The following is a 14,690-nucleotide window of genomic DNA, read 5'->3' as shown; positions in this document are numbered from 1 at the left end:
CATTCTTGCTCCAAGATATTTTCTGATTCCTATACCTACCCGCTTTTAATCAAGGTATTAGCTGATTTCTATTATTTATTTTCCCTGGGAAATAAATTGTCATTGTTATGAATTCGTGTCGAATTTTTCGTGGGTGACGCTCTTTATACACCGTGCGATGAATAGACCTATTCGCGATCGGGTGTCATGGAGGCATTCAGATGAAAGTTATTAAGATATTATCCCCACACATTCAGTACAGACGCCATAATATTCTACTGAAAACTTCAGTTGGGTTAGTCGCAGGAGTAATAAGTTTTGGTAGCATTGATGTTAATGCGGAGACGCTGGTAAATACGGCAGGTTCTTCAGGAATTACCACTTCCGTTATAGTAGAAGATGAAAATATAAAGCTGAATGCAACAAATACCACAGGTATCAATATTGGCAGCGGTCAGACGGTAAACCTTACCCGCGGCAGTATAAAAAACAATGCGACTACTGCAGCAGGTGCCGCCGGCCAGACCGGAGCACACGTTTTTTCCGGCGGGAGTGTCACTCTCTCGGATGCTGAAGTCTCCCTCGTTCCTAAAACGACGGCCAATGCCCTTATTACTGCCGGTAATCTGACGGGGATAAATATTGAGTCCGGTGGGAAGCTGAATCTGAATAATTCCAGCGTCACTGTAGGTGGCGGAGCTAAGGGCAACAATAACTTCGGGCTCATAGTCTCAGGTAATAACTCTCAGGCAATACTGGATAATTCCCACGTACAAACCTCTTCCTGGGGAGCGGCTGGTATTTCTGCCTTGCAAGGAGGAAAAGTTGCTCTTTCCAATAAAAGCATCGTCGAAACAAGCGGAGCCAGAAGCACCGCCGGAGGAAGCCATGGAGTTTATGTTAGCGGAGAAAACAGCGTTGTTAATTCTGATAACGCCACAATTAAAACGATGGGGGCTTCCGCATATGGCATCAAAGCGGAGAGCGGAGGCAAAGTAGATTTAAAAGATACCGCAGTTGAAACAACTGGCGGTAACGGACACGGCGTATTGCTCGATGGCCCTCTGACACAAGGAAAAATAGCAGGCGGCTCGATTTTGATATCCGGTAAAGGAGCAACCGGAGTATGGGCGCGTAATGGCGCAAGCGTATCCTTGCAAGATGGCACCTCTATCAGTACTTCAGGCGCTGCACTTTCCGCATCGGCTCCCGTGGATAATGAGAAAACATTGAGCCTAAGCCATACCCTGCTGGCAAGCGATGTGAATTCTGTTATCAATGGCCGCAACTTGCATCTGACGACTTCAGCCGGGAGTGCCAGCGCCGCCCGCGCTGAGCAAAACGCGCAGATTAATTTGCAGGATACCGTTATTGAAAGTACGGGAGCAGCGACCACTACCTCGACAACCGCGGCACTGCATGCGCTGGATGGCGGGACGATGAGTGGTTCAGGTCTGGATGTTAACGTATCTGGAGCAAACCAGGGGGGAAGTCGAGCCGAAGGAAATCAGAGTTCTCTCTCACTCGATAACAGCCGTATCGTGGTTAGCGGAGGGGGAAATGCCGCAAACAGCAGTGCGGCGGGGCGAGCCATGTCGGGTGGTTCACTCTCAATTTCAAACTCCCAATTGGCAACATCCGGGATGCAGAGCCACGGGATTTCCGTCGAAGAAAAAGGGTCTTATGTCACTCTTAGCCGCACATCTGTTGAAACCAAAGGGGCAAGAAGTTCTGGCGTCAATATTACAGGCGGCGCAACGGCAGATATTAGTGCAAGCAAAATTACGACGACGTCAGCGGATAATATTGTTGGCCCTTGGGGGCCAGGGATTTTGCTACAAGGGGCAGGATCTTCGCTCAATCTTAGCGAGAGTGAGGTCTCTACAACGCAAAACTCCAGCTATGGAATCAGTGCCACAAACGGCGCGAGTCTAAATGTTAATGCTTCTCAGATTAACACTGGCGGTAATTACTCGGCAGGAATCTCTACCGCCAATGGAACGACCACGATCGTCAATACACACGTCAATACCTCCGGTAATGATAACGCGATGGGGATTGTTGCTGACGCAGGAGCGACGGTTTCGGTAACTGGCGGAAGCGTGGTCACATCGGGTAATGGCTCTCCTGTGCAATCGAACCTTACCTTCCCACACGCGCTGGCTTCACGTAATGCAGGATCGCAGCTCACGGTCGAAGGAACCAGCCTTCTTACAAAAGGCACTCAGGCCTACGGTGCCACCGCGGATGACGGGGGAAATATCACCCTGAAAAATGTCTCGGTTAAAACACAGGGGGATAATTCAATCGGTTTGTATGCAGGGATAGGCACTGCAAAACCTGGAAATGTCACTCTAACCGCAAGCAATACCACCGTCGAGACGCTGGGCAATAATGCGACCGGCGCTTTTGTAGGGCGTAAATATAAACCTGAAACCGCAGAGATGACGCTTAATAACGTCACCCTGACGACAAAAGGCGATAACTCACGCGGATTGTGGGCCGAAGCCGGGGCAGAACTGAGCGCTAAAAATTCGGTAATACAAACAGCCGGGAAGTTATCACACGGTATTCTCGCCAGTAATGGAGCACATGTGCAGGCGGATCATACTGTTGTCACGGCACTTGGGGAGCAAGCAGCAGCCCTTGCTGTTCAAGGCTCACCTGTATTCCCAGCCACAGTTGATATCAATAATACCCTTCTCACCAGCGAGCACGGCCATGGCATTGAAACAACAGGTTATGCGGACATTGAAATGCACAACAGCCGGGTTAGCGGTGAAAATCAGTGGCTAGAGGTGCAAAACGGCGCCGGAGGCTTACAAGGTCATGCCAGTGTTGTGATGTCAGGAAGTCTTGTCACCGGCGCGGCACTAACGGAAGAGAACGCCAGGTCGGAGGTGGCCTTAAACAACACCACTCTGTGGTACCTGACCGGAAATTCTGTGCTCAGTGACTTAGTGAATAATCAGAGCCTTATCAATTTTAGCGCTCCCGACAATCATCAGTACAAAACTCTGACGGTAAATGACTATCACGGCGATAACGGAACCATTGCGCTCAACACTCACTTATATGACGATGATTCATCTACAGACCGGTTGGTTATTAATGGTGGGCACGCCGAGGGCTCTACCAGCCTGAAAATCAACAATACAGGCGGCAGTGGCGCGCTTACGCACGGAAATGGCATTAAGGTTGTCGATGCCATTAGCGGCGCAACAACCGCTGCGCAAGCGTTTAGTTTACTGAGTAAAGTTAAAGCGGGTCCCTATGAATACTCACTTTATCGCTCAAGCGTAGATGACAGTAATCTAGAAGCCTGGTACTTACGTTCACACAAAGAAATTCAAAAACCGATAGAGGAGATCGATCCGTCCCCTGAGCCTGTGACTCCTGCTCCTGATGAACCAAAGGAAACGGATCCGCCAATTGCTCACGAAAATGAAGACGGAAATAAAAACCCGGTCGTACCGTTGCCTCCTCAGCAAACTGTCGCCGAACCTGATTATCGGGCTGAAACATCGCTGTATCAGGATATCCCACAGCTAGCGTTGCTCTATGGCCGGATGCTTGTTGATAGCTTACACGAGCGTACCGGGGAGCAGTTTTTCAACCCGGAAAAAATCACCGAAGCCACCGAATCTCCCTCTATGAGTTGGGGGCGCGTGATATTTAAAAATGGGAAATCTGATTTCGACGGGCCGCAGTCGCGCTTTTCGCTGAATGCTATTCAGTTAGGTATCGATTTGTATCGAAAAAGCAAAGATGACGGGAGCTCAAATTTTGCGGGGGTATTAGGCAACATCGGCAAAATGAAGAGCAAAGTTACCCATACCGACGGCGAAAATGCAGGCCGCAATACGCTGAAATCATGGGGCATCGGCGGCTACTGGACTCACTTTACACCCGCTGGGAGTTACCTGGATGTTGTCGCTCAATACAATCGGCTATATGTGGAATCCAACCCTACCGATCTCAGCCCAATGAAAACCAAAGGTTATGGGATCAGTGCTTCTCTGGAGGCTGGTTATCCCTGGCAGCCCGATGCTGACGTGCAGCGCTTTATCGAACCTCAGGTACAGGTGATTTACTCGACGGCGAAACTCGATAAAACTCACGATAGCGCTTCAGATGTGAAATTTAGCGGCGCTGATTCACTCACCGGGCGCGTCAGCCTGCGCTTCCACCAGACCTGGAATCATGATGACTCGCAAAAGAAAAAGGAAGAACGCACCCGAACGACGGCCTGGATTCGGCCTGGGATTATGCATGAATTCAGAGGTGAGACTAAAACTGCGTTTTCTTCACAGGACGGGGACATTCCCTTCGTCACGAACAGCGCAGGAACCTGGGGGCAGTTAAACGCAGGCATTGATCATCAAATCAACAAATCCGTTTCTTTGACCGGCTCATTAAACGTCGAGAAATCGTTTGAAGGTAATAGCGTAAATTACGGCGGAATTGTTGGGTTAAAAATCAAGTTCTGACGATGAGTTTGTAGCCACAGGAGGAAGGCTCTGCCGTGGTGGAGCCTTCCTCTATGACGCCTGGGTTAAGCCGGAACTATTATTTTGCCAGGTTAAGCGCATCCATGGTGCGCAGTTTGCTTTCGCGAGCCTTTTCTGGAGCGGCCTGAACCAACAAGGTATAGAGCAAATCCAGCACGAAGAGCTGAGCCGTTTTCGTGCCTATCGAGTCACCTTGCAGCATGCCCTGGCGGTTGCCGTTGATCAGACTAAAGTCCGCAACGTCACACAGCGGTGAGCCCAAATGATGGGTAAGCGCCACCGTCGTTGCCCCCGCCTCTTTAGCAAGCTCAAGTGCGTGAACCGTTTCTGGAGATGTGCCGGTGTGGCTAATCGCGATGGCTACATCCCCCGCTTTTAACAACGTAGCCTGCATATACATAAAGTGATTATTGGTTACCGCATCGACACGCAAACCAATACGCATCAGCTTATGCTTCATATCTTCCGCAGTAATCCCGGAGGAGCCCACGCCAAAAATATAGACGGCACTGCTGGTACGCAAAGCGTTAACCACCTGATTGACTTGATTCATATCGAGTAAGTTCAGGGTTTCAGACAACACGTTATTAATGGTGCTTTGCAGCTTCAAACCGATGGTGTGCGCATCGTCTGACTCACTTATTTCACCCTCCAATAGCGGGCTGCTGTTATCTGTTTCCGTCGTGGCTAATTCGATAGCCAAATCCATTTTAAAATCCTGGAAGCCTTTATAGCCCAAAGCGCGGCAGAACCGGATAAGGGTCGCTTCGCCCGCCTGCGTTTCCCGCGACAGCTCAGAGATAGATAACTGTGTCACCTTCTGCGGAGAGCTCAAAACATAGTGCGCGATACGCTGGGAAACACGCGTCAGGCTATTTTGCATGGCACCCAGCGTGTCGAGAATTTTTCCGGGTTTAAGGCGTAGGGCTTGAGGCTCCATAGATTTCCTGATCGTTAATGCATGTTCGTGAGTTTAAAGCGTATCAAATCTCTGCCCGCCATACTTCAAGAGGATGGACAGAATCTTACAGGCAGCAGTAGTGCACTTTTATCACTACTTTGCTGATTGTTTGGGCAACGTCGCTAATACAGCCCGGCTTGTGGGGTTCGCCCGGAAGAAATATTGCAAACATGCCAGGCTGCATGTGCAATGTCTGGCAGGGTGAAATCATCTCGCAAAGCTGATAATCATCGTCTTCATGATAAATATCGGGTTCGATAGCCGCGCCTTGCGGGCCAAAATCAATGCGCTCAAATCCGCTGAGCAACAGTTGAACATCCAGATATTCACGATGCTGCTCGTAGCGCTTGCTCTGAGGTTCTGCGGTTTCAAAGGACATGACATTCATAAAGATATTGTCGCCTTCAATTTCATGCCGCCCCGCGCTTAATGTTTCCGGGTGTAGCGCCAACGCCTGCTTGATGATGGAAAGTAGTTGAGGAGCCATGCCGCTCTGGGCGCTAAGTTCTGAAATTCTTCCTAAAATCATGATTTCACCTTGTGATATTCAGACCAGAGAGTGGCCCCAATTAACCCGGCATCATGTTGATAATGAGCGGAATAAATCGGTACCTGAAATGCTGCGGGGAGCTGTGCGAGCTGCTGTTGCACCTGTTGGCGATAACCCTGAGCCAGCCCGACGCTACCGCCTAATACGATGCATTCGGTATCCAGCAACGCTTTGAGATTAGCAATCAACTGACAAATCGCCTGCGCTGAACGCGTGACTAATTGTTGAGCCTGCAGGTTACCTGAATATGCCAGCGAAAAAATTTCGCGGGCATTTTTGCCCTGAAGATCGTGGCGCGCAGCGGCGGCAATGGCGCGGCCTGAGGCAATCGCTTCAACGCAGCCCACGCGCCCACAACCACAGATTGGGCCATTAGGATCGGCCTGGATGTGCCCGATGTGGCCTGCGAAAGCATGCGGTCCGGTTAACAACTCGCCATTCACCACAATGCCGCCCCCGACGCCTGTAGAAACCGTGATAAATGTGACGTGTTTAAATCGGGAAGAGAGATGGCAGTATTCCGCCCATGCAGCAGCCTGCGCATCATTGAGCACGATGCAGGGTAATCCCGTCAGTTTTTCAACGGTGGCCTGCAATGGAAAATGATTCAGCCCGCCAAGATTATCGGGGTTAAGCGCAGTCAGGATACCGTTATCAATAATGCCGGTAGACGCAATCGCCACTCGCCGCGCTTTCCCTTGATAAGGTTCCAGCAGATGTCCCAGAGCCTGCTTCAACCCTTCCGGATCTGCATTAGCTGGAGTAGGGATTTCCCTGCGTTGCGAAATTTCATGTTCTGCGCTGATAAGCGCGGCGGCCAGTTTGGTACCGCCGATATCAATAGCAAGCGTGGTCATGGTTTTCTCCGCTTAGCGTTGAACGGCATGGCTGAACCACTGGCAAATATGTTCAATACGCGTGATAGCCGAACCCACCGTCACGGCCCAGGCACCGTGGGCCATCGCCTGTGCGGCCAGCTCTGGAGAGTGGTAACGCCCCTCGGCAATGACACGGCAGCCTGCTCCACTTAGCTCAGATACCATCATGAGATCCGGTTCGTCGGGCGTTACCGCCGTGGTGTAGCCAGACAAGGTCGTGCCGATAAACTCAACGCCCTGGCGATGGCTGTTAAGCCCCTCTTCTACCGTGGCGCTATCGGCCATTGCGAGCAAACCGTGATAGCGAATGCGAGCAATCAGTTCATCAATGGCGACTGGACGCGGGCGGAATGTGGCATCAAAAGCAATGATGTCGGCCCCCGCTTTCGCCAGCGCATCGACATCATGCAAAAACGGTGTGATACGCACGGGAGAGTCTTCGAGGTCACGCTTCATGATGCCAATAATCGGTTCCGAAATAAGCGGACGAACCGCTTCCAGGTTGGCAATACCTTCTATGCGAACAGCTACGGCTCCGGCAGAAACAGCGGCCTGAGCCATTGCCGCCACAATTTCTGGCCGGTCCATCGGACTACCAGGAACAGGCTGGCAGGAGACAATCAGCCCGCCGAAATCACGCACGCTTTGGTCTAACTTTGCTAAAAGTGACATTTTGCTCCGCCTTGCTCGCTCAATTGAAGTTTAACTCCAAAAAAGAATAGAGTATGGAGTATTACTATTTCAAGCGGCAAAGGGGAAAAGTGTGAGAGGGGTCAATGAGGCCAGAAAAGATGATCAACATGATCCTGCCGTTGAACACCTTTTCTGGAAGGTGATATTAGACTTCGAGATCCGCCATATCGCCTTTATCTTGCAGCCAATTGCGACGATCTTCAGAACGCTTTTTAGCGAGCAACATATCCATGATGGCCATGGTTTTGTCGTTGTCTTCTTCGTCAATGGTGAGTTGCACCAGGCGGCGGGTATTGGGATCAAGCGTGGTTTCACGTAATTGCAGCGGGTTCATTTCACCCAGCCCTTTAAAGCGCTGAACGTTTGGTTTGCCTTTCTTACGTTTAAGCTGCTCAAGCACGCCCGCTTTCTCTTCTTCGTCGAGCGCGTAGTAGACCTCTTTCCCAAGGTCGATACGGTACAACGGCGGCATCGCAACATACACGTGTCCATTTCTCACAAGCGTACGGAAGTGGCGCACGAACAGAGCACACAGCAGCGTGGCGATGTGTAAACCATCGGAGTCCGCATCCGCGAGGATACAGATCTTGCCGTAACGCAGTTGGCTGAGATCTTCGCTGTCAGGATCGATGCCGATCGCCACAGAGATATCGTGCACTTCTTGTGATGCCAGGACTTCGTCGGAAGAGACTTCCCAGGTATTCAGGATCTTACCTTTTAGCGGCATGATCGCCTGATATTCACGGTCGCGCGCCTGTTTAGCAGAACCGCCTGCTGAGTCCCCTTCTACCAGGAACAACTCGGTACGGCTCAAATCCTGGGCGGAACAGTCAGCGAGTTTGCCAGGCAACGCCGGGCCGCTGGTCAGTTTCTTACGCACCACTTTTTTAGCAGCACGCATACGACGCTGGGCGCTGGAAATCGCCAGTTCCGCCAGTTGCTCTGCAATCTGGATGTTCTGATTCAGCCACAGGCTAAAGGCATCTTTTACCACGCCGGAAACAAATGCCGCGCACTGACGTGATGACAGACGCTCTTTGGTTTGGCCGGCAAACTGCGGGTCCTGCATTTTCACAGAGAGCACGTAGGCGCAACGTTCCCAGATATCTTCAGCGGAGAGTTTCACGCCGCGCGGCAGAATATTGCGGTATTCGCAAAATTCGCGCATCGCATCGAGCAGACCCTGACGCAGACCGTTAACGTGCGTCCCGCCCTGCATCGTTGGGATCAAGTTAACGTAGCTTTCAGTCAGCAGTTCGCCGCCTTCTGGAAGCCATAGCAGCGCCCAGTCAACTTGCTCAACGTCACCGGCAAAGTTGCCGACAAACGGCGTTTCCGGAAGCGTAGGCAGGCCGTTTACCGCTTCGCACAGATAGTCTTTCAGACCATCCTGATAACACCAGCGCTGCTCGGTATTGTTCACTTTGTCGGTGAAAGTGATTTCCACGCCCGGGCAAAGTACGGCTTTGGCTTTCAGCAGATGGCTTAAACGCGAAACGGAAAAACGCGGGCTGTCAAAGAAGGAGGCGTCTGGCCAGAAGTGCACGCTGGTGCCAGTGTTACGTTTCCCGCAGGTTCCGACAACCGCCAGTTCCTGCACTTTGTCGCCGTTTTCAAACGCGATGCTATAAACCTGCGCATCACGGCGCACCGTGACTTCAACGCGTTTTGATAAGGCGTTGACGACGGAAATCCCCACGCCATGCAAGCCGCCGGAGAACTGGTAATTTTTGTTGGAGAATTTACCGCCCGCATGCAGGCGACAAAGAATGAGTTCGACAGCCGGAACGCCCTCTTCCGGGTGGATATCAACCGGCATGCCGCGGCCGTCATCAATGACTTCTAACGACTGATCGGCATGGAGAATAACATCAACACGCTTCGCATGGCCTGCCAGCGCTTCATCCACGCTGTTATCAATGACTTCCTGGCCCAAATGGTTTGGACGGGTGGTGTCGGTGTACATTCCCGGGCGGCGGCGAACAGGCTCAAGCCCGGTGAGTACCTCAATGGCATCGGCGTTATAACTGGATTGCGTCATGGTTTATTCGTTCAGATAGCGAAACAGGAATTCGACAACCGGCCTTAATGCAGGCCAAGGAAGTCGACGATCTGTGTGAAATAATCTTCGAAGCCTACAAAGGCGTGATTGCCACCGGATTCTACCGTCTGGCGACAGGGGGTGTAGTACGCCACTGCCTGGCGGTAATCAAGCACTTCGTCACCCGTTTGTTGCAATAGCCAGATGAGATCTGGTGATTCTAACGGGTCAACTTGCATGACTTTAAGATCGTAAATATGGCGAGACTCTAGCACATATTGCTGCCCGGTGTAGGGGTTCTCATTGGCGCCCAGATAATCCACCAGCAGTTCGAAAGGCCGTACCGCTGGGTTTACCACTACCGCTGGCAGCATAAAACATTGCGACAGCCAGGTGGCGTAATAGCCGCCTAAGGACGAGCCCACAACGCCTAAGGGTTCACCGCCGTGTTCCAGCACCAGCGACTCCAGCAACTCGGCAGCCTCTGCGGGATACGGCGGCAGTTCCGGCACAATCATAGTGATGTGCGGATGGTTCTGCGCAAGCCACGCTTGCAGGCCGGTAGCCTTGGCGGAACGTGGCGAACTATTGAAGCCGTGTAAATAAAGTAGCGTTGACATCAATAGCCTTCTGACGCGGTATCAGGGTTAAACACCGCACCTTTCAGGCGGCAAACCTCTGTGGTGACTTCGCCATTTGGATGGAGTTCCAGCCAACGCCAGCCTGGCTCAATGGTGTCGAGAGTAAAGTTGGCGCAATGGGGTTTGAATTGCACACAGGTAGATGGCGTCGCCAGCATACGGCGGCCATTCCAGTCGAGATCTAACTCCTGGTGAATATGCCCGCAGACCAATGTTTTCACTTTCGGGAAATTTTGCAGGACGTTATCGAGCTCTGCGGCGTTTCGCAGGCTATGTTGATCCAGCCAGCTACAACCGGCGGGAACGGGATGATGATGCAGCAGCAAAAGAGTATGGCGTTCAGGCGCATCGGCAAGTTTGCGTTCCAGCCATTCAAGCTGGTAATCGCTTAGTTCACCGTGCGGGACACCAAACACCTGGCTATCCAGCAGCAAAATCTGCCAGTGGTCGCCGAGAAAAACCTGCTTTGCCGGGGAGATGCCCGCTTCCAGCAATGAGCTAAACATCGCGGGTTGGAAATCGTGATTGCCCGGCAGCCATACGCAGGGCGCAGGAATCTCCGCGATGCCTTCAACAAAGTGCTGATAGGCCTGCGCGCTGTGATCCTGGGCTAAGTCCCCAGTTGCAACGATTAGGTCGTACTGACGCTGCTCAGCGAGGATGGCATCAATGACAGCCTGATAGCTCATCCACGTATTGATGCCAAGCAGCGTTTCGTTCTTTCCAGAGAACAGGTGGGTATCTGTAATTTGCAAGATCCTGATCTGGCCCCCACCGGCCACAGGAAGATTTAACAGGCTTTCCAAATGGTGTCCTTAGGTTTCACCCTCACTAACAAACCGGAACCGCCATCGCTCCATGCGCTAAACAATAACGCAGCCAATCGGCCAGAAACTGATTAATTTGATGCTTTTCGTCGCGTTGATGCAACTTTTTATTAGGATAATCATAACGTGCTTTGAAACGAAAGATCTGCTGACTTGAACACACTTCCGCGACCATGGCGTCATGATAAAGCCTGACCGACATTGACGGCAGGCTCCAGTAGCTCACAGCGGGAACGGTTTGCTCAATTTGTACAAGCGTAGTGTAACGGGTTGATTCAAGAATCGTGAGTCGATATTGGGCGCTATTCACCTGGTATGTCACTTTTTCACCCACCTCGTCATTACGAGGCAGCAGGCGTCGTAGTTGTGCGAAGTTGGTTTCGCACAGGCGCATCATTTCAGGGAAGTCAGGGGTATAGCGCTTCATGTTTAAGGGTTCCACTCTGCTCTTAATTTCTCGTGATGCAATTGCAGCCAAAGTAGCGCGATGACTGAAGCTGCGTTGTCGATTTTCCCTTCTTCTACTAACTGATAAGCCTTTTCCCGGCTCACGACATGAACACGAATATCTTCGTTTTCATCTGCCAGACCATGTATGCCCGTCGCGGTTGTCGCATCCACTTCACCCACCAAAATATGCAGACGTTCGCTGGTTCCACCTGGGCTTGCGAGGTAATTGATAACCGGTTTTGTACGACCAACTACTAGCCCTGCTTCTTCGACGGCTTCGCGGCGTGCAACCTCTTCCACGCTTTCGCCTTCTTCAATCATTCCGGCCACCAACTCAAGCAACCACGGGCTTTCACTGGTGTCGTACGCAGCGATCCGAATCTGCTCGATGAGCACAACTTCGTCTCGCACAGGGTCATAGGGTAGCAGCACTGCGGCGTGCCCGCGTTCTAAAATTTCACGCCGCACTTCACCGCTCATTTCGCCATTAAACAGGCGATGGCGAAAACGATAAAGATCCAGCGAAAAAAAACCGCGATAAAGCGTTTCCCGTGCAATAATTTCAACATCGTTTTTGGCTAATGTGACGAGCGGATCGTTTTGTTTAGTCATTGTGGTTTCCTGATGTGTTATGGCCATGAAATGCGTAATTTCAAACCCGTTTGACTGTCGTTTCATTTGCTATGTGGTAGATTGATGAAAATTAAGGGTAGATGGCACATTACGCCAAGCTCCCCTGCTGGCAGACTCTGCTAGAATCGACGATCATTTTCGGCTCTTGTCAGCGCTAACAAATAATTTCTGCTTCACAACAAGGAATGCAAATGAAGAAACTGCTCCCCATTCTTATCGGTCTGAGCCTAACGGGTTTCAGTGCCATGAGCCAGGCAGAAAACCTGATGCAGGTTTATCAGCAGGCACGTTTAAGCAACCCGGACTTGCGTAAATCCGCTGCTGACCGTGATGCCGCATTCGAAAAAATTAACGAAGCACGCAGCCCGTTGCTGCCACAGCTAGGCCTTGGCGCAGATTACGGTTACAGCAGTGGCTACCGTGATGCGAATGGCGTCAACTCCAATTCAACCAGTGCCTCTTTGTCATTAACACAAACCATTTTTGATATGTCGAAATGGCGTGCACTGACGTTGCAGGAAAAATCTGCCGGTATCCAGGACGTCACCTATCAAACTGACCAACAGACGCTCATCCTGAATACAGCCACAGCCTATTTTAATGTGCTGAGTGCCATCGATGCACTCTCCTACACCGAAGCACAGAAACAGGCTATTTATCGCCAGTTGGATCAAACCACTCAGCGCTTTAACGTAGGCCTAGTTGCCATTACCGACGTGCAAAACGCCCGTTCACAGTACGATAACGTACTCGCGAACGAAGTGACGGCACGCAACGATCTGGATAACGCGGTAGAAACGCTGCGCCAGGTGACCGGTAATTACTACCCAACGCTTGCGTCACTGAACGTGGATGGTTTTAAAACTAACAAACCTGACGGCGTTAATAATCTGCTGAAAGAAGCTGAAAAGCGCAACCTGGCGTTGCTGCAAGCACGTCTGTCTCAAGACTTAGCGCGTGAGCAAATTCGTTACGCAGAAACCGGGCACATGCCTACCGTTGGCTTAACGGCGTCGACGGGCGTTTCCGATACCACTTATAGCGGTTCTAAAACCAATAGCGCACAGTACGATGACAGCAATATGGGCCAGAACAAAATCGGCCTGAACTTCTCCCTGCCATTGTACAGCGGCGGTTCTGTCACTTCTCAGGTAAAACAAGCGCAATACAACTTTGTTGGCGCGAGTGAGCAACTGGAAAGCGCGCACCGTAGCGTCGTGCAAACTGTTCGCTCTTCGTTTAACAACGTCAATGCATCAATCAGTACTATTGATGCTTACAAACAAGCGGTTGTCTCTGCACAAAGCTCTTTGGATGCAATGGAAGCGGGCTATTCCGTGGGTACACGTACCATCGTTGATGTGTTGGATGCGACCACTACGCTGTACAACGCAAAACAACAGCTCTCCAGTGCACGTTATAACTACCTGATCAACCAACTGAGAATTAAATCAGCGTTGGGTACGCTTAACGAACAAGATTTGACTGCGCTTAATGCGACTCTTGGTAAACCAGTCCCGACAACGGCTGAAAGCGTTGCACCAGAAACGCCTGACCAGAATGCGCGTGCAGATGGTTATTCAGACGATACCGCTGCAACAACGGCAACGGCGACGCCTGCAAGAGCGACTCCAGCTTCAGCAACAAGCACTAAATCAGCTAACCCATTCGGTAACTGATCCTGTTTGCGGGGGCGTGGCAACATGCCCCCGTCACAACTTGCGCCTTTTAACGTAAGGCAACGTAAAGATCCACCCCTCAACGCCCGTCATCGCTTTAATTTCAACCATTCATCCCCTATCCTAAGCGTAATAGTAAATTGCTTCCTTTGGGCTCAGGACAGGTAAATGAAACGGACAAAAATCATAAATCACGCATCGTTCCGCAAAAGCTGGAACGCTCGCCATTTGACACCGGTCGCATTGGCGGTTACAGCCGTGTTTATGCTTGCCGGTTGCGAACAGAATGACGAAACGGTCTCCATGTATCAGAACGCGGATGACTGCGCGCAGGCCAACCCAGGCAAAAGTGCCGAATGTACGACTTCCTACAACAATGCGTTGAAGGAAGCGGAACGTACTGCGCCTAAATATGCCTCGCGCGAAGAATGTATCGCTGAATTTGGCGAAGGCCAATGTCAGCAAGCACCTGCTCAAGCGAGCATGGCGGGTGAACAAGCTCAGGCGCAGCCTCAGCAAAGCGGCAGCTTCTGGATGCCACTGATGGCTGGCTACATGATGGGTCGTCTGATGGGCGGCGGTGCGGGCTTTGCTCAGCAACCGCTGTTTACCTCAAAAAACCCGGCAAGCCCGGCTTACGGTAAATATGCCGACGCCAGCGGCAAAAGTTACGGCGCAGCCACTCCGGGCCGTACCACCACCGTTCCAAAAACCGCCATGGCACCTAAACCTGCAACGACGAGTACCGTTACGCGCGGTGGCTTTGGTGATTCCGTCGCTAAACAATCAACAATGCAGCGCAGCAACAGCGCAACAGGTTCTTCTCGCTCTATGGGTGGCTAAGAAA

General features: G+C 51.4%; 12 protein-coding genes. 3 read left to right on the top strand and 9 right to left on the bottom strand.

Annotated features, from left to right (window positions below; genetic code table 11):
• The first annotated feature begins 200 nt into the window (after positions 1-200).
• The gene (locus AB1E22_RS12750) at positions 201-4,469 is read left to right on the top strand and encodes an autotransporter outer membrane beta-barrel domain-containing protein (protein ID WP_367595628.1); all 4,269 of its coding nucleotides are present in this window, start codon (positions 201-203) and stop codon (positions 4,467-4,469) included.
• A 79-nt stretch (positions 4,470-4,548) separates the two neighbouring features.
• On the opposite strand, the gene AB1E22_RS12745 is transcribed toward AB1E22_RS12750, so the two are convergent.
• The 9 genes from AB1E22_RS12745 to nudF all read right to left on the bottom strand — a co-directional run bounded on the left by AB1E22_RS12745 (position 4,549) and on the right by nudF (position 12,143).
• Positions 4,549-5,430, bottom strand: coding sequence for a MurR/RpiR family transcriptional regulator (locus tag AB1E22_RS12745; RefSeq protein ID WP_367595627.1), 882 nt, complete (start codon positions 5,428-5,430; stop codon positions 4,549-4,551).
• Positions 5,431-5,515: 85 nt separating this feature from the next.
• Complete coding sequence (gene nanQ, locus AB1E22_RS12740; protein WP_367595626.1) at positions 5,516-5,980, bottom strand: N-acetylneuraminate anomerase; 465 nt, start codon at positions 5,978-5,980, stop codon at positions 5,516-5,518.
• Positions 5,977-6,858 (bottom strand): N-acetylmannosamine kinase, encoded by an 882-nt coding sequence (nanK, locus tag AB1E22_RS12735; protein WP_367595625.1) that lies wholly within the window; start codon positions 6,856-6,858, stop codon positions 5,977-5,979. The genes nanQ and nanK overlap by 4 nt, the downstream gene beginning before the upstream one ends.
• Positions 6,859-6,870: 12 nt before the next feature.
• Positions 6,871-7,551, bottom strand: coding sequence for an N-acetylmannosamine-6-phosphate 2-epimerase (locus tag AB1E22_RS12730; protein WP_367595624.1), 681 nt, complete (start codon positions 7,549-7,551; stop codon positions 6,871-6,873).
• 166 nt (positions 7,552-7,717) lie between these two features.
• The gene (gene parE / locus AB1E22_RS12725) at positions 7,718-9,613 is read right to left on the bottom strand and encodes a DNA topoisomerase IV subunit B (protein WP_367595623.1); all 1,896 of its coding nucleotides are present in this window, start codon (positions 9,611-9,613) and stop codon (positions 7,718-7,720) included.
• A gap of 44 nt (positions 9,614-9,657) precedes the next feature.
• The gene (gene yqiA / locus AB1E22_RS12720) at positions 9,658-10,233 is read right to left on the bottom strand and encodes an esterase YqiA (RefSeq protein ID WP_367595622.1); all 576 of its coding nucleotides are present in this window, start codon (positions 10,231-10,233) and stop codon (positions 9,658-9,660) included.
• Positions 10,233-11,060, bottom strand: coding sequence for a 3',5'-cyclic-AMP phosphodiesterase (gene cpdA, locus AB1E22_RS12715; protein WP_367595621.1), 828 nt, complete (start codon positions 11,058-11,060; stop codon positions 10,233-10,235). The genes yqiA and cpdA overlap by 1 nt, the downstream gene beginning before the upstream one ends.
• Positions 11,061-11,085: 25 nt before the next feature.
• Entirely contained in the window at positions 11,086-11,508 is a 423-nt protein-coding gene (locus AB1E22_RS12710; protein WP_367595620.1) for a DUF1249 family protein, read from the bottom strand.
• A 2-nt stretch (positions 11,509-11,510) separates the two neighbouring features.
• Positions 11,511-12,143, bottom strand: coding sequence for an ADP-ribose diphosphatase (gene nudF, locus AB1E22_RS12705; RefSeq protein WP_367595619.1), 633 nt, complete (start codon positions 12,141-12,143; stop codon positions 11,511-11,513).
• Positions 12,144-12,355: 212 nt separating this feature from the next.
• Between nudF and tolC the strand changes: the two genes are divergently transcribed.
• Positions 12,356-13,843 carry an outer membrane channel protein TolC gene (gene tolC, locus AB1E22_RS12700; protein ID WP_367595618.1) on the top strand — a complete coding sequence of 496 codons (1,488 nt, stop codon included), beginning with the start codon at positions 12,356-12,358 and terminating at the stop codon, positions 13,841-13,843.
• Between the two features lie 168 nt (positions 13,844-14,011).
• Complete coding sequence (locus AB1E22_RS12695; RefSeq protein ID WP_367595616.1) at positions 14,012-14,686, top strand: DUF1190 family protein; 675 nt, start codon at positions 14,012-14,014, stop codon at positions 14,684-14,686.
• Positions 14,687-14,690 lie beyond the last annotated feature (4 nt).

Source organism: Buttiauxella gaviniae (assembly GCF_040786275.1).
In the GTDB taxonomy this organism is placed as follows: Bacteria; Pseudomonadota; Gammaproteobacteria; order Enterobacterales; family Enterobacteriaceae; genus Buttiauxella; species Buttiauxella gaviniae_A.
Note: the sequence above shows the minus strand (reverse complement) of the source record. Positions and strands in the feature narration are given on the sequence as shown.

Coding starts and splice junctions, on each gene's coding strand:
- AB1E22_RS12750 (WP_367595628.1), top strand. CDS start 201: ATGAAAGTTATTAAGATATTATCCCCACACATTCAGTACAGACGCCAT.
- AB1E22_RS12745 (WP_367595627.1), bottom strand. CDS start 5,430: ATGGAGCCTCAAGCCCTACGCCTTAAACCCGGAAAAATTCTCGACACG.
- nanQ (WP_367595626.1), bottom strand. CDS start 5,980: ATGATTTTAGGAAGAATTTCAGAACTTAGCGCCCAGAGCGGCATGGCT.
- nanK (WP_367595625.1), bottom strand. CDS start 6,858: ATGACCACGCTTGCTATTGATATCGGCGGTACCAAACTGGCCGCCGCG.
- AB1E22_RS12730 (WP_367595624.1), bottom strand. CDS start 7,551: ATGTCACTTTTAGCAAAGTTAGACCAAAGCGTGCGTGATTTCGGCGGG.
- parE (WP_367595623.1), bottom strand. CDS start 9,613: ATGACGCAATCCAGTTATAACGCCGATGCCATTGAGGTACTCACCGGG.
- yqiA (WP_367595622.1), bottom strand. CDS start 10,233: ATGTCAACGCTACTTTATTTACACGGCTTCAATAGTTCGCCACGTTCC.
- AB1E22_RS12710 (WP_367595620.1), bottom strand. CDS start 11,508: ATGAAGCGCTATACCCCTGACTTCCCTGAAATGATGCGCCTGTGCGAA.
- nudF (WP_367595619.1), bottom strand. CDS start 12,143: ATGACTAAACAAAACGATCCGCTCGTCACATTAGCCAAAAACGATGTT.
- tolC (WP_367595618.1), top strand. CDS start 12,356: ATGAAGAAACTGCTCCCCATTCTTATCGGTCTGAGCCTAACGGGTTTC.
- AB1E22_RS12695 (WP_367595616.1), top strand. CDS start 14,012: ATGAAACGGACAAAAATCATAAATCACGCATCGTTCCGCAAAAGCTGG.